25 protein-coding genes and 1 pseudogene are annotated in these 21,807 nt (G+C 61.5%); 13 read left to right on the forward strand and 13 right to left on the reverse strand.

What is annotated here, in order from left to right; genetic code table 11:
- Positions 1-72: 72 nt before the first annotated feature.
- Positions 73-1,260, reverse strand: coding sequence for an acetate kinase (locus DQ405_RS07030; RefSeq protein ID WP_168423520.1), 1,188 nt, complete (start codon positions 1,258-1,260; stop codon positions 73-75).
- Positions 1,261-1,497: 237 nt separating this feature from the next.
- Here DQ405_RS07030 and DQ405_RS07035 point away from each other — a divergent pair, with 237 nt between their 5' ends.
- The 4 genes from DQ405_RS07035 (at position 1,498) to DQ405_RS07050 (ending at position 4,494) form a co-directional block, all read left to right on the forward strand.
- Positions 1,498-1,983: an FKBP-type peptidyl-prolyl cis-trans isomerase gene (locus tag DQ405_RS07035; RefSeq protein ID WP_168423521.1), complete on the forward strand. Its 486-nt coding sequence runs from the start codon at positions 1,498-1,500 to the stop codon at positions 1,981-1,983.
- Positions 1,984-2,086: 103 nt separating this feature from the next.
- The gene (locus DQ405_RS07040; RefSeq protein ID WP_168423522.1) at positions 2,087-2,569 is read left to right on the forward strand and encodes a glutathione peroxidase; all 483 of its coding nucleotides are present in this window, start codon (positions 2,087-2,089) and stop codon (positions 2,567-2,569) included.
- 155 nt (positions 2,570-2,724) lie between these two features.
- On the forward strand, positions 2,725-3,321 hold the full coding sequence (locus tag DQ405_RS07045) for a TetR/AcrR family transcriptional regulator (RefSeq protein WP_174824657.1): 597 nt from the start codon (positions 2,725-2,727) through the stop codon (positions 3,319-3,321).
- A 63-nt stretch (positions 3,322-3,384) separates the two neighbouring features.
- Positions 3,385-4,494 (forward strand): NADH:flavin oxidoreductase, encoded by a 1,110-nt coding sequence (locus tag DQ405_RS07050; protein ID WP_168423524.1) that lies wholly within the window; start codon positions 3,385-3,387, stop codon positions 4,492-4,494.
- Between the two features lie 115 nt (positions 4,495-4,609).
- On the opposite strand, the gene DQ405_RS07055 is transcribed toward DQ405_RS07050, so the two are convergent.
- From DQ405_RS07055 to DQ405_RS07070, 4 genes are all read right to left on the reverse strand, one after another.
- The gene (locus DQ405_RS07055; RefSeq protein ID WP_168423525.1) at positions 4,610-5,221 is read right to left on the reverse strand and encodes a flavodoxin family protein; all 612 of its coding nucleotides are present in this window, start codon (positions 5,219-5,221) and stop codon (positions 4,610-4,612) included.
- A gap of 55 nt (positions 5,222-5,276) precedes the next feature.
- Entirely contained in the window at positions 5,277-6,035 is a 759-nt protein-coding gene (cysZ, locus tag DQ405_RS07060) for a sulfate transporter CysZ (protein ID WP_168423526.1), read from the reverse strand.
- Positions 6,036-6,257: 222 nt separating this feature from the next.
- Positions 6,258-6,617 carry a HopJ type III effector protein gene (locus DQ405_RS07065; protein ID WP_168423527.1) on the reverse strand — a complete coding sequence of 120 codons (360 nt, stop codon included), beginning with the start codon at positions 6,615-6,617 and terminating at the stop codon, positions 6,258-6,260.
- Positions 6,614-6,907: a DUF1244 domain-containing protein gene (locus DQ405_RS07070; protein ID WP_168423528.1), complete on the reverse strand. Its 294-nt coding sequence runs from the start codon at positions 6,905-6,907 to the stop codon at positions 6,614-6,616. Before DQ405_RS07070 ends, DQ405_RS07065 begins: the two co-directional genes overlap by 4 nt.
- Positions 6,908-7,055: 148 nt before the next feature.
- Between DQ405_RS07070 and DQ405_RS07075 the strand changes: the two genes are divergently transcribed.
- A complete protein-coding gene (locus DQ405_RS07075; protein WP_168423529.1) occupies positions 7,056-7,427 on the forward strand; it encodes a sensory rhodopsin transducer in 372 nt (123 codons plus the stop codon).
- Between the two features lie 9 nt (positions 7,428-7,436).
- Here the strand turns inward: DQ405_RS07075 and folX are convergent, their stop codons facing one another.
- The 3 genes from folX to DQ405_RS07090 all read right to left on the reverse strand — a co-directional run bounded on the left by folX (position 7,437) and on the right by DQ405_RS07090 (position 9,342).
- The gene (gene folX / locus DQ405_RS07080; protein WP_168423530.1) at positions 7,437-7,811 is read right to left on the reverse strand and encodes a dihydroneopterin triphosphate 2'-epimerase; all 375 of its coding nucleotides are present in this window, start codon (positions 7,809-7,811) and stop codon (positions 7,437-7,439) included.
- A 16-nt stretch (positions 7,812-7,827) separates the two neighbouring features.
- Entirely contained in the window at positions 7,828-8,538 is a 711-nt protein-coding gene (folM, locus tag DQ405_RS07085) for a dihydromonapterin reductase (protein ID WP_168423531.1), read from the reverse strand.
- Positions 8,539-8,694: 156 nt separating this feature from the next.
- Positions 8,695-9,342, reverse strand: coding sequence for a PilZ domain-containing protein (locus tag DQ405_RS07090; RefSeq protein ID WP_168423532.1), 648 nt, complete (start codon positions 9,340-9,342; stop codon positions 8,695-8,697).
- A gap of 240 nt (positions 9,343-9,582) precedes the next feature.
- Between DQ405_RS07090 and DQ405_RS07095 the strand changes: the two genes are divergently transcribed.
- Entirely contained in the window at positions 9,583-10,035 is a 453-nt protein-coding gene (locus DQ405_RS07095) for a flavodoxin (protein ID WP_168423533.1), read from the forward strand.
- A gap of 22 nt (positions 10,036-10,057) precedes the next feature.
- Here the strand turns inward: DQ405_RS07095 and DQ405_RS07100 are convergent, their stop codons facing one another.
- Genes DQ405_RS07100 through olsB form a run of 3 tightly spaced genes read right to left on the reverse strand, consistent with a single transcriptional unit; the run spans position 10,058 to position 12,214 of the window.
- Positions 10,058-10,660: an acyl carrier protein phosphodiesterase gene (locus tag DQ405_RS07100; protein WP_168423534.1), complete on the reverse strand. Its 603-nt coding sequence runs from the start codon at positions 10,658-10,660 to the stop codon at positions 10,058-10,060.
- A gap of 39 nt (positions 10,661-10,699) precedes the next feature.
- Positions 10,700-11,467 carry a lysophospholipid acyltransferase family protein gene (locus DQ405_RS07105; RefSeq protein WP_168423535.1) on the reverse strand — a complete coding sequence of 256 codons (768 nt, stop codon included), beginning with the start codon at positions 11,465-11,467 and terminating at the stop codon, positions 10,700-10,702.
- On the reverse strand, positions 11,468-12,214 hold the full coding sequence (olsB, locus tag DQ405_RS07110; RefSeq protein WP_168423536.1) for an L-ornithine N(alpha)-acyltransferase: 747 nt from the start codon (positions 12,212-12,214) through the stop codon (positions 11,468-11,470).
- Between the two features lie 192 nt (positions 12,215-12,406).
- Between olsB and DQ405_RS07115 the strand changes: the two are divergent.
- The 4 genes and pseudogenes from DQ405_RS07115 (at position 12,407) to DQ405_RS07130 (ending at position 15,628) form a co-directional block, all read left to right on the forward strand.
- Positions 12,407-13,308, forward strand: a pseudogene (locus DQ405_RS07115) (acyl-CoA dehydrogenase).
- A 217-nt stretch (positions 13,309-13,525) separates the two neighbouring features.
- A complete protein-coding gene (locus DQ405_RS07120; protein ID WP_168423633.1) occupies positions 13,526-14,686 on the forward strand; it encodes a phospholipase D-like domain-containing protein in 1,161 nt (386 codons plus the stop codon).
- A gap of 52 nt (positions 14,687-14,738) precedes the next feature.
- The gene (locus DQ405_RS07125; RefSeq protein ID WP_168423537.1) at positions 14,739-15,320 is read left to right on the forward strand and encodes a DJ-1/PfpI family protein; all 582 of its coding nucleotides are present in this window, start codon (positions 14,739-14,741) and stop codon (positions 15,318-15,320) included.
- 86 nt (positions 15,321-15,406) lie between these two features.
- Entirely contained in the window at positions 15,407-15,628 is a 222-nt protein-coding gene (locus tag DQ405_RS07130) for a VF530 family protein (protein ID WP_168423538.1), read from the forward strand.
- A 107-nt stretch (positions 15,629-15,735) separates the two neighbouring features.
- Here DQ405_RS07130 and DQ405_RS07135 read toward each other — a convergent pair whose 3' ends face one another.
- Positions 15,736-17,259, reverse strand: a complete 1,524-nt coding sequence (locus DQ405_RS07135) for a fumarate hydratase (RefSeq protein ID WP_168423539.1) — start codon at positions 17,257-17,259, stop codon at positions 15,736-15,738.
- A 345-nt stretch (positions 17,260-17,604) separates the two neighbouring features.
- Here DQ405_RS07135 and DQ405_RS07140 point away from each other — a divergent pair, with 345 nt between their 5' ends.
- Both DQ405_RS07140 and DQ405_RS07145 read left to right on the forward strand, forming a co-directional pair.
- Positions 17,605-18,735 carry a GGDEF domain-containing protein gene (locus tag DQ405_RS07140; RefSeq protein ID WP_168423540.1) on the forward strand — a complete coding sequence of 377 codons (1,131 nt, stop codon included), beginning with the start codon at positions 17,605-17,607 and terminating at the stop codon, positions 18,733-18,735.
- A complete protein-coding gene (locus tag DQ405_RS07145; RefSeq protein WP_168423541.1) occupies positions 18,728-19,669 on the forward strand; it encodes an iron-sulfur-binding ferredoxin reductase in 942 nt (313 codons plus the stop codon). The genes DQ405_RS07140 and DQ405_RS07145 overlap by 8 nt, the downstream gene beginning before the upstream one ends.
- Positions 19,670-19,775: 106 nt before the next feature.
- Here the strand turns inward: DQ405_RS07145 and pyk are convergent, their stop codons facing one another.
- A complete protein-coding gene (pyk, locus tag DQ405_RS07150; RefSeq protein ID WP_168423542.1) occupies positions 19,776-21,227 on the reverse strand; it encodes a pyruvate kinase in 1,452 nt (483 codons plus the stop codon).
- Between the two features lie 173 nt (positions 21,228-21,400).
- On the opposite strand from pyk, the gene DQ405_RS07155 reads away from it, so the two are divergent.
- Positions 21,401-21,778, forward strand: a complete 378-nt coding sequence (locus DQ405_RS07155) for a tetratricopeptide repeat protein (protein WP_168423543.1) — start codon at positions 21,401-21,403, stop codon at positions 21,776-21,778.
- Positions 21,779-21,807: the final 29 nt, after the last annotated feature.

Below are 21,807 nucleotides of genomic sequence, written 5' to 3' on the forward strand. Positions count from 1 at the left end.
GCGATGGCGTTGGCGAAATCCGACGCCATCACGACGTCGGATTGTGCGTTGCGTAAACGGGGCGGGGTGTTGTCAGGCGTCAAGCAAAGCCAGCGTATCCAGTGCGATCTGCCGCTCTTCATTGGTTGGCACGACCAGGACACGAGGGCTGCCTGCCGCCTGGATTTCCCCACCGACGCCGCGGGTGCAGCGTGCGTTGGCTTCTTCGTCGAGCTCGAATCGGAATAACTTCAGGTGCTCCAGCGTGCGGCTGCGGACCGCTACTGAGTTCTCGCCGATGCCGCCGGTAAAGATCAGACCGTCGAGCTTCGGCAGGGCGCAGGCCATTCCAGCCAGCGATTTTGCCAGGCGATAGCAGAACACCTCGAAGGCCAGATTGGCGCCCGGATGGCCAGCAACGCGTGCCTCGTAGAGGGTACGCATGTCGTTGGACAGCCCTGACAGCCCCTTCAGGCCGCTGTCGTGGTTGAGGACCCGGTCGATCTGCTCAAGGCTCCAGCCCAGGGTTCGGTTGAGGTAGCTGTGCAGGTTAGGGTCGACATCGCCGCTGCGCGTGCCCATTACCAGGCCTTCCAGCGGGGTGAGGCCCATGCTGGTGTCCCGGCTTTCTCCATTGACGATGGCGCAGGTCGAGCAGCCATTGCCCAGATGCGCAGTCAGCCAGCAGCTGTCATCCACTGCAAGACCGGTCATTTCGGCGGCGCGCCGGCTTACATAGTTATGGCTGGTGCCGTGGAAGCCGTAGCGGCGGACGCTGTGCTCCTTGTAGAGGAACTCTGGCACGGCGTAGCGGAATGCATGTTCGGGCATTGTCTGGTGGAAAGCCGTGTCGAACACGCTCACCTGCGGCAGGCCGGGGAACAGGGCGATGGCGGCATCGATGCCGACCAGATTGGCAGGGTTGTGCAACGGTGCCAGCTGCGCACTGTCGCGAATCGCCTTGAGTACATCCTCGTCGATCAGGCTGGAACCGGTGAAATGCTCGCCGCCATGGACCACCCGGTGGCCGATACCGTCGAGTTTGCCGCCTGCGGCTTCTTGTGCGAGAGGGAGCAAGCGCTCCAGCGCGGCGCGATGATCGGCGCCGGGCATATCCAGGCTTTGTTTGGCGTCGCCTAGTTGCCAATGCAGTACGGCTTCAGGACTGCCCAGACGTTCGGCCAGGCCTTGCAGTGGGAAGGCTGCTTGCGTTTCGTTGACCAGGGCGAATTTGATCGACGAACTGCCGCAGTTAATCACCAGGATGTTTCGAGCCGACATCGGTGCTCCTCGGGACGCTAGATATTATTGGAATACAGCACTGGATTGCGCTCCGGATTCTGGCATAGGCCATAGAGAACCGATGTTCTCCAAAGGTTGTACATGGCACCGTCCCAGGCAGAGGTTACGGAAGTTCGTCATGTCCGAGGTTGACCCCGTTTATCTGGGCTCGGTTCGCAATCGGCGGAGCTCGCGGTTAAACTTTGGCATCACATTCCCCAGCAAAGGTTTTGCCTCATGCAAATTGCCGCGAACAAGGCTGTGTCAATCGACTACACACTCACCAACGACGCCGGTGAGGTGATCGACAGCTCGGCCGGCGGCGCGCCGCTGGTCTACCTGCACGGTGCAGGCAACATCATCGCCGGGTTGGAAAAGGCCCTGGAAGGCAAGCAGGGCGGTGATGAAGTGAAGGTTGCCATCGAGCCCCAGGATGCCTACGGCGAGTACAGCCCGGAGCTGGTCGCTACCCTCAATCGCGCCATGTTCGAGGGCGTCGACGAGCTGGAAGTCGGTATGCAGTTCCATGCGTCCGGTCCGGACGGTGGTATGCAGATCGTCACCATCCGTGACGTTGAAGGTGATGACGTGATTGTCGACGGCAACCATCCGCTGGCCGGCCAGCGTCTGAACTTCGAGGTCAAGATCGTCGACGTACGTGATGCCAGCGAAGAAGAGGTCGCTCATGGCCACGTCCACGGCGAAGGTGGCCACCAGCACTGATCCGCTCGCCGCAAGGCGGGTGGCAAGGCTCGATCGAGATGATCGGCCGATGGAAGCGCTTCGGTAATACCGGAGCGCTTTTTTACCCTCTGGAGAAGAGAGAATGAGCGCGTTCCACGAGTTGGTTCTACCCGGCCTCGCTGGCCAGGAGCTGCCCCTTGCGGCGCTGAAAAATCAGCTGACGCTGGTGGTCAATGTGGCGTCTGAATGCGGGTTGACCCCTCAGTATGCGGGCCTGCAAACACTGCATCAGCGTTATCAGGATCGTGGTTTCGGAGTGCTTGGCATTCCATGCAATCAGTTCGCCGCGCAGGAGCCCGGCAGCGACGCGGAGATTCTGCAGTTCTGCAACGAGAACTATGGCATCAGCTTTCCGCTGAGCGGCAAGCTCGAGGTCAACGGCCCGCAACGTCATCCGCTGTACCGTCTGTTGGCAGGCGAGGGCGCTGACTTTCCTGGCGACATCACCTGGAACTTCGAGAAGTTTCTTGTCGACAAGGACGGTCGCGTGCTGGCGCGCTTTTCGCCTCGGACTGCTCCGGATGATCCGGCGTTGATCCAGGCGATCGAAAGCGCACTCGCCTGATATCCTCCTCGCGTCGCGCAGCGGTACTCACCGCTGCGCCTGCTCCCTCCTTCCTACGCACTCTGCCGCACCTGGTATCGCCGTAATCGTGGCGCAGCCATAAGCGTCATGGATGGTGCTGTTCGCACGAGACGACCGGTCATATGCTCGGTTTCATGAATAGCCGAGCTCGAATCGACAAGCGTGAACTGATCCTGGCCAAAGGCTCGCAGGTGATGACGCGTCGTGGTTACCACGGCACCGGTGTGCTGGAAATCGTGCAGGCCGCTGGCATTCCTAAGGGCTCCTTCTATCACTACTTCGCCAGCAAGGAAGATTTCGCCCTGCAGGCGCTGGAGCATCTTTATACGCCTCGTCTGGAGCGTTACCAGGCTGCGCTCGCCAATATCGCGCTGAGCCCACGTGAGCGAATCCTTAGTTATTACGCCGAGCTGATCGCTCATTTCGCTCGCCAGGCATGTCCGGAATATCACTGTTTCATTGGCAGCCTCAGTTTCGAGATGGCCGAGCTGTCGCAGCCGATCGGGCGTCAGGTTGAAGCCATCCTGATGCGCTCCGTCGAGGTGCTGGCTGCGTGTCTCGAGCACGCTCAGGGTGCCGGTGAAGTCGACCCGAGCACCGATTGCCAGGCGCTTGCCGAGTTCATCGGCAACGCGTGGGAGGGTGCGCTGCTGCGCATGAAAGTAGGTCGCAGTGTCGTGCCGCTCGAAATCTTCCTGACCCAGCTGGAGCGTCTTCTGACGCTTCGCTGATTTTTTGTGGCGGGCGGTGAGATGACCGGACGCTTTAAACTCGCGATCAATAAGGAGACAACCATGACCGCAGCCGTAAACGCCCTGTTTCAGCCTTTCCAGCTCGGCAGCCTGCAATTGCCGACGCGTGTGGTAATGGCGCCGATGACCCGTTCTTTCTCGCCGAAGGGCGTGCCAACCGCAGACGTCGTCGAGTATTACCGTCGGCGTGCCGCTTCAGGCGTCGGATTGATCATCACTGAAGGAACGACGGTGGGTCATGTGGCCGCCAACGGCTACCCGCAAGTGCCGCGCTTTTATGGCGACGACGCCCTGGCCGGCTGGAAGGCAGTGGTCGAGGCCGTACATGGCGCAGGCGGCAAGATCGTTCCGCAGCTCTGGCACGTAGGCAACGTGCGCCGTAAGGGCACCGAGCCGGAGCCGGAGGTGCTGGGATACGGGCCGATGGAGAAGTGCAAGGACGGCCAGGTCGTCGTGCATGGTATGACCAAGCAGGATATCCAGGACGTGATCGCCGCGTTTGCCCAGGCCGCTGTCGATGCCAAGACCATCGGCATGGATGGCGTCGAGATCCATGGCGCTCATGGTTATCTGATCGACCAGTTCTTCTGGGAAGGGAGCAATCAGCGCACCGATGAGTATGGTGGCAGCCTGGCCAATCGTTCACGCTTCGCGATCGAGCTGATCGAAGCCGTGCGGGCAGCGGTGGGCCCGAATTTCCCGATCATTTTCCGTTTCTCGCAGTGGAAGCAGCAGGACTACACCGCGCGCCTGGTAACCACACCGGAAGCATTGGGTGACTTCCTCGCGCCGCTGTCGGCGGCGGGTGTAGATATCTTCCATTGCTCCACGCGCCGCTTCTGGGAGCCGGAGTTCGAAGGCTCGGACCTCAACCTGGCAGGCTGGACCCGCCAGCTGACCGGCAAACCGACGATTACCGTCGGCAGCGTAGGCCTGGACGGGGAATTCCTTCAGTTCATGGTCAAAACCGACAAAGTGGCACAGCCGGCCAATATCGAAGGCCTGCTTGAGCGCCTGAACAAGGAGGAGTTCGATCTGGTCGCGGTGGGGCGTGCTTTGATCTGCGATCCCGATTGGGCACTGAAAGTTCGCGAAGGGCGCATGCAGGACATCCTGCCGTTCAGCCGTGAGGCGCTGAAGACCCTGGCCTAATCGGCGCGGGCAAAGATCCATCCGATAGCCGCAACCGGCCCGCTGGTCGAGTCGCTGTTACCGGATGGGTTTGCAACCCTGATGAAGCCTGGCATGGCATCGGCTATCCCGGGCACTACTCCGAGGCGCCGGGATAGCCGGATTGCTTGAGCAGCGTCGCCAGATGCACCGCGTTGCGTGCCAGCATCGCGTTGGTCTTGGCGATCTTCTCGCCGGGATCGTCGACATCCTTGTAGTCGATCGAGCCCATCGCCTGCCCAACCCAGTAGGTACAGCCATTGGCGGGAATGGTGAAACCCACGTCGTTCAGCCCCTGATACAGCTCGGCTACCACATGGTGGGCGCCATCCTCATTGCCGACTACGGCAACGCAGGCAATCCGACCGTAGGAGACCATCCGCTGCTGGTCGTCCACTTCGCCGAGAAATGCATCGAGTCGCTCGAGCACGCGCTGGCAGACGCTGGATGGGTGTCCCAGCCAGATGGGCGTGCCCAGCAGGAAAATGTCGGCCGCGAGGATCTTTTCACGAATCGCCGGCCAGTCGTCGCCCGCTCCCTCGTCAGACGTCACGCCCGGTTTTATGTTGAAATCCACGGCGCGTATCTGCTCGCAGGTGACGCCGAGCTTTTCCAGCTCACGTTCGGCCTGGCTCAGTAGTAGCCCGCAGGAAGAGACGTTGGAGGATGGTTTGAGTGTGCAGTTGATAGCCAGGGCGGAAAGCGCCATTGCGGGGACTCCTGAACCAAGGTGTCCGAATCTAGACACCCCTGTGGTCCGCAGTTCACTGGTTGGCGACGGGCACCGGGTACTTCCTGCCGCCTTCGCGTACCCAGAACAGGGTTGCGCCTGCCACCGCCGCCGGCATGATCAGCAAGTTCAGCACCGGGATGAGTAGCGCGGCATAGGTCACCGCACCGAAACTCAGGCTCTTCCAACGCCGTTGACGCAACCAGACCATCATCTCGGCCCAGCTCATCTTGTTGTTGTCCGCTGGATAATCGATGTATTGCACCGCCATCATCCAAACGCCGAACAACAGCCACAGCGGCGCTGCGAAAAGGTTGACCACTGGGATGAAGCTGAGAATCAGCAGTGCCAGCGCCCGCGGTGCGAAATAGGCCAGTTTGCGTGCCTCGCGCCCGATGGTGCGCGGCAGCATCGCCAGCAATTCGGCCCAGCTGAACGGTGGCGAGCTGTCCTCGCCCCGCGCGACCGTTTCGACCTTCTCGGCAAGAAAGCCGTTGAATGGAGCGGCGATGATGTTGGCGAGCATGGTGAACGAGAAAAACACCATCAACACCACCAGGATCACGAACAGCGGCCAGAGGATATATTCCAGGAACATCAGCCACTCGGGCAGGTTCGGCATGAAGGCATTGACCCACCCACCGAACTGGCGCAGGGCGAGATAGATGAGCCCGCTGAACAGCAGCAGGTTGACCGTCAGCGGCAAGATGACGAACAGTCGTAATCCCGGGCTCAGGATAAGCTTCAGACCTTCACGCAGGTACTGCGGGCCGGAAAGGGCGGCGATGGGCATAGGCATACTCGAAGGAGACCGGTCCGGACCTTACCGGCTTTGTTGCGGTGGGAAAAGCCCGGGGGCGGCCAGAATCGCGCGATAGTAAACGCCTATCCTGGCGATCGAGACTTCGCAATGGCCGACGTTTCGCCAGATGATCAGACTTGGCCTGGAAAACGCCTCTTTGGTTTAGGGCCGTCCACTATCAAGCCTTCCCCAAGTGCCTGGCCGGCCCTCTTTTTATTTCTCGTCGAAGTTGATCGGTTTGCGCCGCAACGGCTGCTGATCGAAGCGCACACCCGGCAGCCCCGTTTCCATCAGGGCGCGGATGTTGCGATGGTCGGTTCCGCTGGGGTTCTCCAGGACCGATTGATAATGCTCACCGAAGGCCAGTAGCGCCTCCTCGGTGGTGAATCCTTCCAGCACGGCCAGCCCGAGCGCCTTGCACGAGCCTTCGTTTTCTCCGGCGGCATTTTCTACGTTGCCATTGAAGAAGCGACTCGGCTGATAATCATAGGCGTTGGCGATGAACGCCAATGTCTCGCTGAAGTGGTGGTTACGGTTGCGCAGGCTGGCGCGAAAATCCCTGAGATCGGTCATGGTTTCTGACTCTTGTCGAAGGCGGCCTGCTGCTCCGGCGTCGCTTCCTTCTGGTAGCGCTTTTTCCATTCGGTGTACGGCATGCCATAGACCTCTTCGCGTGCTTCGTCGATGCTCACTTCGATATCCAGGTCATCGGCGGCGGCCTTGTACCACTTCGACAAGCAGTTGCGGCAGAAGCCGGCCAGATTCATCAGATCGATGTTCTGCGCGTCCGGGCGGCTACGCAGATGCTGGACCAGGCGGCGAAAGGCGGCGGCTTCAAGTTCGGTGCGTTCTTGATCATTCATTTTGCTGGGTCTCGGCGTTGCAGACGTGGACGGGATCATAACCTTGACGCGTGCCCTGAGCCAGATGGCGGCGGGGAACTTTATCGCGCCTGCCCGTCTCCGCTGAAAGGGATGACCAACCGGTCGTTTACAGCCGAGGAGACGGGATGTGATCGGAAAAAGACATTGGGTAATTGCCGAAGGCTATCTTCCCGCGCTGGGGCCTAAGCCCGACGAACCAGCGCTGCGCAGCCACGAGACCGCCTGCATTCTCAATACCGGACCGCTGGAGGCGGAAATCGAGCTGACGTTGTACTTCGCTGATCGCGAGCCGGTCGGTCCGTACGAAATACGGGTACCTGCACGGCGAACCCTGCACCTTCGTTTCGATGACCTGAACACCCCGGAGGCGGTGCCGCGCGAGACCGATTACGCCAGCGTGTTCGTCTCCAATGTGCCGGTGGTTATCCAGCACACCCGACTTGATGCCCGCAACGGCGATCGGGCGCTGATGACCACCCTGGCGTATGGCAGCGACTGATGCAGCGATTCAGTCGCGGTGCGCGGCCAGGGTGATCGACACCGATTCGGCGAAGCGCAGGGCGTGGGGCTTGTCGACTTCGACTTCGGCGTAGCGTACTTGCGGATGCGCCATGACCAAGTCGAGGATCTCCTGGGTGAGCCGCTCGAGAAGGGCGAAGCGATTGTCTTCGACGTGCTGGATGATCGCCTTGGTGATGGTGCGGTAGTTCAGCGCATGCTCGATGTCGTTGTCGCGCACGGCGTCGGCTGCGGGATAGAGCATCGTCAGATTGATCAACACATCCTGTCTGTTGAGAATTTCCTCTTCCTTGATGCCGATGAAGGTACGTAGTCGCAGGTCTTTGACGCGGATGCGCGCCATAGCGGGTTCCAATCGGGGCATGGGGTTCCTTCGCGTATCAGATCAGGTGACGGCCACCATTGACGGCCAGCGTGGTGCCGGTGACGTAGGGATTATCCAGCAGATAGCGCAGACTCTGGTAGACCACTTCAGCGCCGGGTTCGATACCCAGCGAGGATTTCGCCAGCGCCTTGCGTCGATATTCTTCATCGTCGCCTTCGTTGAACTGTATCAGGGCCGGGGCTATGCCGTTGACCTTGATCGCCGGCGCCAGACGGGCCGCAAATGAAAGCGTGAGATTGTCCAGCCCGGCTTTGCTGGCGGCATAGGCGATGTGCTTTTTGCTGCCGACACGGGTGACATCGTCACCGATGTGGATGATGTCCGCCGGGCCACCGTGTTGCAGCAGCTCGGCGCAATGAAGGTTGATCAGGTAGGGCGCGAGCATGTGTACCTCGAACATGCGCTGGAACACCTCGGCTTCCTGCCCCGGCGTCTCGACATGCCAGTCCGATGCGTTGTGAACAATCGCACGCAGTGTGTGGGTCTGCTGTTTCAGTGCAGCGATAAAGGCATGAATGCCGGGAGCGCCGGACAAGTCCGCCGGTAACGTCACGGCGCCGCGCTCGCGCAGCCGATCGAGGCTTGCCCGCGGTGTGCGGTAGCTGATGATCACGGGCTGCCCTTCATCAAGCAGGCGCTCGGCGCAATGCAGGCCAATGCGCTGGCTGGCGCCGGTAATCAGGATCGGGGCCGTTGGCTCGGTCATGGGCTTCACAGGGGATCGAAGGTTAATGTTGTACACGGCTCATCCGAGGCCGGAAGACCTAGCCTGCCAGCTTACACCAGGTACTCGCCACGGCACTTACTGGTCGCAGCGCGTCATGGCTTTCGCTTGGTTCGCGCAGCTGAACAAATCATCTCGCTAGGGACGCTCGGATGCGTCGGCGGGCACCTCGTCGGGCAGTTCTGGCCGAAGCTCCGGGTGTAGTCGTTGATGCTGCTCATACAGATACGAGCGGATGCGTTCGGCATCCTTGTCCTGCGGGTACTCGACCTCGTAGGCGGTCATTCCGTCTTCGGTATCGCGGACCCGGTGCGCATCGACTTCAAGTGAGGCCTCGCCCGGGAGCGCCAGGCGCAGGTGAAGATGCTTGGGCGCCTTTCGCTTGGGACCGGGGTCTACCAACAGGCCGTTGGGGGATAGTTCGTGGACGCTCAGCGCCGTCTCGTTGCCGTCGTTGGACAGCAGCGGCAACGGTTCATCGAGATGCAGGCGCCAAGCACGGAGAACCGGTCCGCGTTCGTAGATGGTCGGCGGTGCGAGTTGCAACCGGATCGTACGGAACTCGTCCTGGTTCAGCTGGAGTGGGAACGACATGCAATAGTCGTCGAGCTCGGCTTCGAGTGTCAGGTTGGCTTTTGCGGCCAGTTGCAACAGCAGTTCATTGGCTTTTTCGCCACCGTCCAGATTGAAGCCGGCCCGCGTTTCCCGCGGCTCGACCGGCGAGCCACTCACGAGCTCGTTGATATACGCCAGCTCGGCGCTGGTGAGAACAGTTTTCTTCGGCATCTCGATGTCCCTCTCAAGGGCAGCAGGACAGGCCTACCCATGCCTTTTGTCGATCCGGTGCGCTCTGCGAGGGGATGCGTCCCTGAGAGCCTCTGTTTGGATCGCCTTTGCGACAACGCTGATGCTGCGTAATTCCCTGTTCCCACGTCGCAGCACTCATTGCAGTGTAGAACTGTGCACGCGGGGACGATGTGCGCAATGCGGCATAATGGTCCGCTTCAATTCGCAACGGAGTTCACCATGAAAGTTGCCATCCTTTCCGGTACGGTCTACGGCACAGCCGAAGATGTCGCCCGCCATGCTGCCACCGTCCTGAAGGCGGCCGGCTTCGATACCTGGCATGACCCGCGCGCGCAACTCGACCAGGTCATCGGGTTTGCGCCGCAAGCGCTGCTGGTCGTGACAGCCACCACTGGCATGGGTGAGCTGCCGGATAACTTCGTCCCGCTGTATTCAGCCATCCGTGATCAGTTTCCGGACTGGCAAGGATTGCCAGGCGGCGTCATCGCGTTGGGCGACGCCAGCTATGGCGACACGTTCTGCGGTGCCGGTGAACTGGTTCGTGAACTGTTTGCCGAACTCGGCGTGCGTGAAGTACAGGACATGCTGCGTCTCGATGCGAGTGAAACGGTCACTCCCGAAACTGACGCCGAGCCCTGGCTGGAACGCTTCGCTTCGGCTCTGCGGGGCTAAGCGATAGCGAGGCGGGCACCGTTTACGCCAGCCGATCGTCGATTCTCGGACCGTTGCCGGCGCCTAGTGCAAAAGCCTGCAGCTGTGGGTAGAACTCGCGGAAATCTTGCTGGAGTGGCACATATAATCGTTCCAGCTCGGCGACACCGCCCACCAGCCCTTCCGGGCGAGAGAGCCGGCGGCTCATGCCGGCCACGACCTGTTCCATGACGGCAAACTCCCGATAGCTGCCTAGCCAGTCCTGAGCGGTCATGCGTGGCACGATCAGCGCCAGCTTGGCCGGCAGCTCGGGTTCCTCACGCAGCACCTGATACACCCGGGCGGTAAAATCCGGCAGAGGTTCGGCGGCATAGTCGAGCCAATGCGCGGCCAGGCAATGATCGAAAAACAGGTCGATCAGGATACCTGCGTACCGCCGCCGCTCGCGGGGGAAACGCTGTTTGGCCTGTAGCACCAGTGGGTGACTGTCGGTGAACGCGTCGATCTGGCGATGCAGGCGAATGCCGGCTTCGATGTCGGCGGGCCAGCGGCCGTTCAGGGGGCCCTTGACGAAATCGCCGTAGAGGCTGCCGAGTAGTGCGCCAGGCTGCGCGCCGCCGAGATGGAGATGTGCAAGATAGTTCATGTGACGAGTCTAGCAGCGCTTCCTTGCGTTCAGCTTGCATCAGGCCGCAGCGCTCACCGAGGAATTGCCGTACAGCGCCTCGGCGATCGCGGCGTGGCAGGTGCGGCAGAGTTGATTGCGCGCCATGTCGCGGCTGTCGATGGGCGAAAGCAGCTGTATTTCCACTACCGCAACGTCAGCCTTCAACAGCCTGAACAGATGCGAGGGCAGATCATCCTCACCGATGAAAGGGGCGATGGAGTCAACCTGGCCGTCGCGCAGATAGCGGATTGCTACCGGCTGGATCGGAGTGCCGGTCTCGATCGCACACGACAGTAATCGGGAATGAAAGGTACCTAGGGTCGCACCGTTGGACGTGGTGCCTTCGGGAAAGATCAGGAGGCTGCGGCCCTGCTGCAGCTCGGCGCTCAACAGCCGATTTAGCGCACCAATATCACCGCTGCCACGTCGGATGAAGTGGGTGCCGGCCTCGGCGGCGAGCCAGCCGAGCAGCGGCCACTGGCGCACTTCGGACTTCGCCAGGAAAGCCATAGGCTGTAGCATTCCGAGCAGTGGAATGTCCGTCCAGGACTGGTGGTTGGCGAGCCATAGCATCGACTGAGTGGGTTGGCTGCCGAGCAGTCGAATCTCGAACGGCAGCGCGGCGGCCAGTCGGCCCAGAAACCAGCGGCAGAGCCGATGGCGCATCGCGGGCGACGTGCCCAGCCCGAGTAGCGCCTGGAGCTTCAACCCGCTCGCCAACGACAGGCCAAGTGCGAGCACCCCGCCCAGCCGGAGCACCCGCCCGTAGATCCGCAGCCTGGCCATTCAGACGGCAGCCTTGAAGTGCCTTGCGTAGCGTGGGCAGAGCTCGTCTCGTTTGAGCAGAATGAAGACATCGGCGACCTGAAAATCAGGATCCCAGCAAGGCTCGCCGCAGATCTTTGCGCCAAGCCGCAGGTAGGCCTTGAGCAGCGGCGGCGTTTCCGCAATCACGTTCTCAGGTAATTCCAGCACTGGCAGCGGTGTTCTCGGATTGGCATGCAGCAGTTCGGTGCGAAGGTATCGCTCGCGCAGTCGCTGCATGATGGCTTGGGCCTGAACGCCACCGTCGCGCATGGGAATGCTGGCGCAGCCCATCAGGTAGCGATAACCGCCCTGGTTCAGCGCTTCCGCCAGCTCGCCCCATAGTACGGAGATGGTCGCCCCGTTGCGGTAGGCCGGATGCACACACGTGCGACCAATTTCCAGAATCGGCGCGTCCAGCTCCGTCAGACCGTGCAGGCTGAATTCCCCTTCGCTGTAAAAGCGCCCGAGCCGAAGCGCCGCCCGGTTATCCAGCAGGCGCGTGGTAGCCACAAGCTCGCCGCTGTCGAGATCACGCACGCCGATGTGGCTGCAGTGCGCGTCGAATTCGTCGCAATCCAGGCCGGCTTCAGCGCCTTCCAGCCGAGCGTCGAATTCGCTGCTGAAAACCCGGTAGCGCAACGCCTGGGCTTCGTGCAGCGCGGTTTGCCCGTACAGGCGTTCCGCCCGCAGGCGCCGCGTAATGCGAGGAAAAGCGATGGTGGTCATGCTCTGTCTCCTGGTCAGCCGTGGCGTGGCAATGCATTCGGAGCGCTTGATTGTTATGGTTGGCGTTCCGTCAATCAGTGATGCCGGCTCAGGCTAGGCAGCGGCGGTGTCACCTCTGTTACGGATCGGTGATGCTTGGATGACGGCGTGTGCCATTGCCTTACTCTTCGCAAATCCATAGGAGATCGATCCATGTCCTGGCATGAGTTGCTTGGTCCGTTGCAACGCCTGCCTGCCCCCGCTGCGCTGGACGACTGGTTCGCCGAGCTGCTGTCGCGTTGCGCGGGCGGATCCTTCGAGCTGGCCGTGTTGGGTGGGCGTCTGGCGGCGACACCTGGGCTTGCGTTTCTGGCGGGGTATCAGTCTGCGCTACGTCGGCTCTGGCCCGCCGCGCCCGAGGGGCTCGGCGCGCTATGTGCCACCGAGAACCGCAAACTGCGCCCGGCCGATATGCAGACCCGGGTGGATGAGCTGACAATTACCGGCAGCAAGGACTTCGTCACGGCGCTGCGGCGGCCTGGTTATTGGTGCCGGCACGCGACGAGGCTGCGAATGACCGCCCCAGGCTGAGCCTCTGTGTGGTTGGCTGCGGCGAGCGCGGCGTGCACATTGAAGAAGGCCAGCGGTTACCGTTGATCCCGGACATCGCGCATGGTCGCCTGCGTCTGGAACAGGCGCCCTGTCGGCGTTTGGCCGGCGATGGCTGGGACGACTACGTCAAGCCCTTCCGCACCCTGGAAGATCTGTATGTCCTGACGGCGCTTGCCAGTTGGCTCTACGGGGTGGGGCTGGATTGCGGCTGGCCGCAGCGATTGCAGCTTCTGCTGCTGGGTGTGCTGGGTGGGGCGGCGGAGGTTTCGCGATTATCGTCGGCAGAAGCGGCCACGCACCTGCTGCTGGCTTCGCTCAATCAGCAGTTCGAGGCCTTGGAGAACGATCTGGATGCGGCGCTGGCCAGCGGCCCCGAATCATGGATGTGCCTATGGCAACGTGACCGTGGTGTGCTGCAGCTGGCGCGCAGTGCCCGCCTCACGCGGCAGGCCAGGGCCGCTGATGTGTTTGGCCTGAGCCCCGAAGAAGGATTGCGTCCCTGAGCGCAACACGGAGGATCGGCACGGGAACTCTGTGCCGTCGTACGGGACCTATAACAGGCGTGTCGCAACGGCACCGGCAATCACCCCCAGAGGGTTAGTGCCGTTTTCAAGAATCACGCCACCGAGTGTTCATCAGGACAGGGAGTTCAATGTCTAACCGCTGTATCGAAATCCGCACCCTGAGCGCAGCGCCGGCTGCTCGGAGGCGCTTACCGTGATGCTCGCGGGGGAGGTGTTCCCTTGGCGAGATGGTAATCGCTTTCGGTTGCTGATCGACGGCCCGGCATTCTTTCCACGAATCCTGCAATGCATTGAGGCGGCCGAGCGGCGTGTGGACGTCGAGCTCTATCTGGTCGAGGATGGGCAATGTGCGGATTGTCTTATCGATGCGCTGGCGGCCGCTGCCAAGCGGGGCGTGCGAGTGCGCTGTCTGTTCGATGGGTTCGGCTGTTTGGGGTTGGGTCAGAAGGCGCGACAGCGCTTGACGGACGCCGACGTCGAGCTGCGTCAATACAACCCGTTGAAGCTCCGGCTGAAATTTCGCAACCTGCACCGCGATCACCGGAAACTGATATTGGTGGACGATGCGTGCTGCTTTGTCGGGGGCGCGGGTGCTACGGATGAGTTCTGGAGCCCAGACAGGCCAGACGAGCACTGGCACGAAGCAATGGTGGAAATCGCGGGGCCATTGATCGAGGACTGGCGTCGGCTATTCGACGCCCAATGGGCGCTGTGCCTGAAGCGTCGTATCTGGCAGCTGCCACTGCCACAGCGGCTACCGAAGATTCCAGCCAATCCAGATGCGGGTGAAGGGCTGGGACGGGTTGCCTATTCGGCGGCGCGGCAGCATCGCGACATCCTGCACAGCCTGTTGAGAAATCTGCAGCGTGCGGAGCGGCGGATCTGGCTGGCAACACCTTATTTTCTGCCCACCGGCAGGGTCCGTCGGGAACTGATGCGTGCGGCAAGGCGTGGCGTCGAGGTGCGGCTGCTTCTGACCAGCCGCAACACCGATCATCCCTCGGTGCGCTACGCGGGCCAGCGCTACTACCCGAGACTGCTACGGGCCGGCGTGCGTATTCACGAATATCAGCCACACTTCCTGCACCTGAAAATGGTGCTGGTCGATGACTGGGTGAGCGTGGGTTCCTGCAATTTCGATCATTGGAACCTGCGCTGGAACCTCGAAGCCAATCTCGAGGCACTGGACAGCTCGTTCAGCACCGCTGTAGCAGAGTGTTTCCAGCGAGACTTTTCACAGAGTCTCGAGATCGATCTGCAGCAATGGCACGCTCGACCGTTACATCAGCGCATGTATCAGCGAATGTGGGGGCTGCTCGATCGACTGGTGATCAATATATTCAACCGAAGCGGCTGACCGGCGCTGGCTGATCGGCTGTGGACCATCCACTGACTGGGAGTGTGTTTCGATGGCTGCGAAGAAGATCCTGATGTTGGTCGGCGATTACGTCGAAGATTACGAAACCATGGTGCCGTTCCAGGCGCTGCAGATGGTGGGTCACACGGTACATGCCGTCTGCCCCGACAAGAAGGCGGGTGACACGGTGCGCACCGCGATTCACGACTTTGAGGGCGATCAGACCTACAGTGAGAAACCTGGGCACAATTTCGCGCTGAATTTCGATTTCGCAGCGGTGCGTGCCGAAGATTACGATGGTCTGGTCGTTCCAGGCGGCCGAGCGCCGGAATACCTGCGCCTGAACGAACAAGTGTGCAACTTGGTGCACGCCTTTGATGAGGCGAAGAAGCCGATTGCCGCGGTTTGTCACGGTGCTCAGTTGCTCGCCGCTGCGGGTGTACTCGAAGGGCGCGCCTGCAGCGCGTATCCCGCCTGCGCGCCGGAAGTGAAGCTGGCAGGCGGTGAGTTCGTCGACATCCCGGTCGACCAGGCGCATACCCAGGGCAATCTGGTCACCGCCCCGGCGTGGCCGGCCCATCCTGCCTGGTTGGCGGCATTTCTGGAGCTGCTCGGTACGCGTATCAGCCTGTAACATAGCGCTCCGCTCGAAGGCCCGCCTTTCGGTGGGCCTTTTTTCATCCCATCAATCACTGCTGGCGTCTAGCCGCCGAGACCACCATGACCCAAGCCAAAGACCCGCTGCACGGCATGACTCTGGAGTCGATTCTTGTCGCGCTCCAGGCGCACTATGGTTGGGATGGCCTGGCCGAGCGAGTCGATATCCGTTGCTTCAAGAGCGACCCGAGCATCAAATCGAGCCTGACATTCCTGCGCAAGACGCCGTGGGCGCGGGCGAAGGTAGAGGAGCTGTTCGTCCAGCTGTGCCGCTCGAAGGCTTGAAAAACTATACATCGCGCCGCACGGGATGCTTGATGGACCTTTGAGAGTGGCACTGAACGCAATAAAAAAGCCCGGCACTGAGCCGGGCTTTGTCGTTCAACAGCCGGTTACTGCACTTCGACCGCCAGGCTGTCGGCGATCTTCTTCTGCCAGATCGCCGGACCGGTGATGTGCACCGACTCGCCGTTGGCATCCACCGCGACGGTGACTGGCATGTCCTTCACTTCGAACTCGTAGATGGCTTCCATGCCGAGCTCGGCGAAGGCTAGCACCTTAGACTTCTTGATCGCCTGGGCGACCAGGTAGGCGGCGCCGCCGACGGCCATCAAATAGACGGCCTTGTTGTCCTTGATCGCGTCGATGGCGATCGGGCCGCGCTCGGACTTGCCGATCATGCCCAGCAGGCCAGTGCTTTCCAGGATCTGCCGAGTGAACTTGTCCATGCGGGTGGCGGTAGTCGGACCAGCCGGACCGACCACTTCGTCACCGACCGGATCGACCGGGCCGACGTAGTAGATGAAGCGGCCCTTGAGGTCTACCGGCAGCTCTTCGCCCTTGTTCAGCATATCGACCATGCGCTTGTGCGCGGCGTCGCGGCCGGTGAGCATCTTGCCGTTGAGCAGGACGGTTTCGCCCGGCTTCCAGCTCTGCACGTCTTCCGGGGTGAGGGTGTCGAGGTTGACGCGGCGCGCGCTTGGGCCGGCTTCCCAGACGATTTCCGGGTAGGCATCCAGCGGCGGCGGGGTGAGCTCGGCAGGGCCGGAGCCGTCCAGCACGAAGTGTGCGTGGCGGGTGGCGGCGCAGTTGGGGATCATGCACACCGGCAAGGATGCGGCATGGGTCGGGTAATCCATGATCTTCACATCGAGTACTGTGGTCAGGCCGCCGAGGCCCTGCGCGCCGATACCCAGCTGGTTGACCTTCTCGAACAGCTCCAGGCGCAGCTCTTCGATGCGGTTCTGCGGGCCGCGGGCTTTCAGCTCATGAATGTCGATGGACTCCATCAGCACTTCCTTGGCCATCACCGCGGCCTTTTCGGCGGTACCGCCGATGCCGATGCCGAGCATGCCCGGCGGACACCAGCCAGCCCCCATGGTCGGAACGGTCTTGAGCACCCAGTCAACGATGGAATCGGACGGGTTGAGCATGGCCATCTTCGACTTGTTCTCCGAACCGCCGCCCTTGGCTGCCACGTCCACTTCGACCTTGTCGCCGGGAACGATGGAGTAGTGGATCACCGCTGGGGTGTTGTCCTTGGTGTTCTTGCGGGAACCGGCGGGGTCGGCCAGGATCGAAGCTCGCAGGACATTTTCCGGCAGGTTGTAGGCACGGCGAACGCCTTCGTTAATCATGTCGTCCAGACTCATGGTTGCGCCGTCCCAGCGCACGTCCATGCCCACGCGCACGAATACAGTGACGATGCCTGTGTCCTGGCAGATCGGCCGATGGCCGGTTGCGCACATCCGCGAGTTGATTAGGATTTGCGCCATGGAATCGCGCGCTGCCGGCGACTCTTCGCGCAGATAGGCCTCGTGCATGGCCTGGATGAAGTCGACAGGATGGTAATAGGAGATGAACTGCAAAGCGTCTGCAACGCTTTGTATCAGGTCGTCTTGCTTGATCACGGTCATGCAGCGCGTCCTCTTGGCGGGGCGGAGACAAGGCGCGCCGAGAAGGCAACCGACGCGCTCAGGTTAAAAAGGCGCGGCAGTATAACCCGCCGTGACGCAGTGGACACAGGCGGACCAAGGTGAAGGGATGCAGACAAAAACAGACGCGGCCCAACCGTTGGGGAACGAAGATGCCCGTGAGCTTTGCGCTGGCGCAAAGCTCATGAAAGCCGCTGTGGTGGAGATCGACAAAGCGGCCGCCATCGAGCGTGCTGAGAATTTGCGGCCGTACCGATGTGGCTGCTTATGGGCTTTTTTCGACGGTCGGCGTAAAGTGCGTCGAATTGCCACTATGGGATGGATTCCATGCGCATGATTCGTGACGAGAGCGATCAGCAGGCGCTTCAGCAGTTGGTGATGAAACGTTTTGGCATGGCTGCCGGAACCTACTGTCTTGCCTTGTTGCTGACCTGGGTCACGGTTGCCGGTGGCTTCTACCTGGCCTCGCTAGACACCGCGGTAATCGGCTCGGTGTTGATTCTGGCGTGCCAGTTGGTGTTCTTCGGAATCTTTTATCAGGGCTACAACCTGCGTTTTCGCGATCCCAGCCTGACCGAGCCGCAGGTGCTGGTGGCGCTGGTCTGGTTGACCTTTTTTCTGTTCAATCTCGGCGATAATCGCGGCTCGCTGCTGGTGCTTTATGTGCTGGTGCTGATGTTTGCGGTGTTCCTTCCGCCGAAGATCTTCGTCCGCTACGCTGTGCTGGCGCTGCTCAGCTTCGTCGGCATGTCGCTGTTCGATGCGCAGCGAGGGCATCTGGCGGATCCGCAGGCCGCGCTACTGCAGACCGGTGTGTTGCTGGTGACTCTGCTCTGGATGTGTCTGTTTGTCGGATATGTATACAGGCTGCGTCAGCGCATGCGTCAGCGGCGTTTCGCGCTGCAGGCACATCAGGAAACGCTGCGCGGAATGATGCGGCAACTGGAAGATCTGGCCTCCACCGATGAGCTGACAGGTTTGTACAACCGACGATATTTTCTCCGGCGGGCCGAGGCGGAACTGAGTCGGCTGCGAGCGGGGCACCAGTCTGGCCTCGCCCTGATCGACCTCGACCATTTCAAGCGGATCAACGATCAGCATGGTCACGCCACCGGTGATCGAGTGTTGCAGGCCTTCGCTTCGGTGGCTCGGTCATGCCTGCGCGACGGCGATATTCTTGCGCGCTATGGCGGTGAGGAATTCGTCCTGCTGTTGCCGCACACCGATGCCGAGCAATTCAGCGCCTGTTGCGAGCGGCTGCGTGAGGCGTTCGCCGCTGCCCAGCCGCTGGACGTGCAGCTGCAGGCGGGGCATCTCAGCTTATCGGTGGGCCTGACGCTGCTCAATGCCGGCGATGGGCTGGACGAGTCCCTGCAGCGCGCCGACGAGGCGCTGTATCGGGCCAAGGACAGTGGCCGCAATCGCTGTGAGGCGAGCTGGGCGATGGCCGATGCCTGATATCACCCATGGGGCTCGGTGCTGGACAGTGGGAGAGGGCAGCAATCTGCTCGATGCGCTCAACGGCGCAGGCCTGAATGTGCCTTACAGCTGCCGAGCGGGCAGCTGTCATGCCTGTCTGGTGCGGTGCTTGGAAGGTGAGCCGCAGGACGCTCGACCAGATGCACTCGAAAGGGGCCGGCGAATGCAGGGCTGGAGACTCGCCTGCCAATGCCGAGTGACCGAAGACCTCCGCGTTGCGGTATTCGATCCCGAGCGAGAGGGGCTTCCGGCGCGAGTGGAGGCGCTCGACTGGCTCGGCGAAGAAATATTGCGATTGCGGCTGATGCCCGAGCGGCCTTTGCGCTATCGCGCCGGCCAGCACGTGCTGTTATGGAGCGACGGCGGCGTCGCGCGGCCATATTCGCTGGCGAGCTTGCCGGTCGAGGAGGCCTGGCTCGAGTTCCACCTCGATTGTTCCCGGCCCGGTGCCTTCAGCAAGGCAGCGCGCGAATTGACCATCGGCGATAGCCTGCGTCTCGGACCGCTGCATGGTGGTGCCTTACGTTACGAACCAGAGTGGCAGGGGCGACCGTTATTGTTGTTGGCTGCCGGCACCGGGCTTGCGCCGCTCTGGAGCGTTCTGCGAGAAGCGTTGCGGCAGGGACATACCGGGCCGATTCGGCTGCTGCATTTCTGTCGAGGCGAGTCTTACCTGCGCGCGCCGCTGGAGCATCTCGCCGGCTTGTACGCAAACCTGAGCGTCGAACTGATCGACCGGCACCAGATGCAACATCGTCTGCAATCGCTGCGGATAGCGTCGCGTCAGGAATTTGCCTTGGTCTGTGGGTCGGGCGCCTTTGTCGATGACTGCGCCAAGCGCCTGTTCCTGGCAGGTATCTCCAGGGGGCAGATACTGAGCGACGTCTTCGTGGCGCGCGATACTGGAGCCTGACGAGGCGCAGGACGCGCCGGCTCGGTGAAGGGAATCGATAGTTCGGGAATACACCGGATCGCTAGAAAGCATGGCCCATGCAGGCCATGCCCTCCGGCACTCACTGTCAGGTCAGTGAATCGCCAACGCGCAGGATCTTCATGGTGTTGGTGCCACCGGTGCCGTGATAGGTGTCGCCCTTGGTCAGGATCACCCAGTCGCCGATGTTGACGATGTTGCGCTTGAGCAGCTCATCCACCGCCGCCTGGCTAACCTTGTCGGCGGGCAATGAGGCCGGGTCGAACGGGATGGTCTGCACGCCGCGGAACATGGCGACGCGTGCCTGGGTCTCGCGATGGGGAGAGTAGGCGAAGATGGGTACCGAGGAGCGAATACGAGACATGATCAGCGGGGTATAGCCGCTTTCGGTCAGGCTGATGATCGCCTTCACGCCGGGGAAATGGTTGGCGGTGTACATCGCTGCCAGCGCCGTGCTCTCGTCACTGCGCTCGAAGCGCTGGCCCAGGCGGTGACCGGACTTGATGCTGGTCGGATGCTTCTCGGCGCCGACGCAGACGCGTGCCATCGCCTTGATTGCCTCGATCGGGTACTCGCCGGCGGCGCTTTCGGCCGACAGCATGACCGCATCGGTGTAGTCCAGAACGGCGTTGGCTACATCGGAAACCTCGGCGCGGGTCGGCATCGGGTTCTGGATCATCGACTCCATCATCTGGGTGGCGGTGATCACTACCTTGTTGTTGCGGCGTGCATGAAGAATGATTTTCTTCTGGATGCCCACCAGCTCGGCATCGCCAATTTCAACGCCCAGATCGCCACGCGCGACCATTACGCCGTCGCTGGCACGGATCAGGCCGTCGAGCGCCTCATCATCGGCGACCGCTTCGGCGCGCTCGATCTTGGCGATCAGCCAGGCGCTGGAGCCAGCTTCGTCGCGCAGGCGGCGGGCCAGTTCCATGTCGGCGGCATCGCGCGGGAAGGAGACGGCGAGGTAGTCCAGGTTCATTTCAGCAGCCAGCTTGATGTCAGCCTTGTCCTTGGCGGTCAGTGCTGGCGCGGTCAAACCGCCTCCGCGGCGGTTGATGCCCTTGTTGTCCGACAGCGGTCCGCCTATCAATACCGTGCAATGCAGTTCGTCTGCCGTGGTGCTGTCGACGCGCATGACCACGCGGCCATCGTCGAGCAGCAGCTCATCGCCCACGCTGCAGTCCTTGACCAGGTCGGGATAATCGATGCCCACCACCTCTTGCGTACCGGCATCACGCGGGTGGGTGACGGAGAAGCGGAAGTTGTCACCTTCGGCCAGTTCAATGCGCTTGTTGGTGAACTTGGCGATACGGATCTTTGGCCCCTGCAGGTCGCCCAGCAACGCGACGAAGCGGCCATGCTTTGCGGCGATGTCCCGTACCAACTGGGCCCGGGCGCGGTGCTCGTCCGGTGCGCCGTGGGAAAAATTCAGGCGCGCTACATCGAGCCCGGCCAGAATCATTTTCTCCAGCACGTCCGGCGAACTACTGGCAGGCCCCAGAGTGGCGACGATTTTGGTACGGCGCGAGATCATTAAATGCTCCTTTTTCAGAATGGTCCGGAGGCTACTATGCCGTGCGGCTGTAGTCATCGTTGGCCTGCACTACTCTTTTGCGTGGCTCGAAGGGTGCCAGTTACCGTCCATGCGGCGAATGGGTTGCAGTTTTTGCGACCGTGGTCGATAAGCCGATATCGGAGGATCTACCCATGCGCACCCTTGTCATTCTTTTTCTGGCCATCTTCAGCGTAGGTTGTAGCAGCAGAACTGCACTCGACCGTCACCTGGACGCCGCCTACCGGCATTACCAGGCCGACGACTGCGACGGGGTGATGCTCGAGCTATCCCAGGCAGAACGCCGCAGCCGACCACGCGACAATGTCCAGCCGGAAATATCGTTGTTGCGTGGTCAGTGCCTGGAGCGTCAGGGACTGTTCGTCGATGCAGCGCAGACCTATCGCTTCATTCAGGCTCGTTATCCGGCCAGTGAATATGCCTTTCGTGGTCGCGCCAGGCTGGAGACGTTGCGTCAGTTGGGGCACTATCAGCCGGAGGAGCGGGTGGTTACCCACGCCGTCAAACCCTGAAGCAAAGCCGGTTGTTGATGACCGGACGG

Source organism: Pseudomonas sp. SST3, from assembly GCF_003325755.1.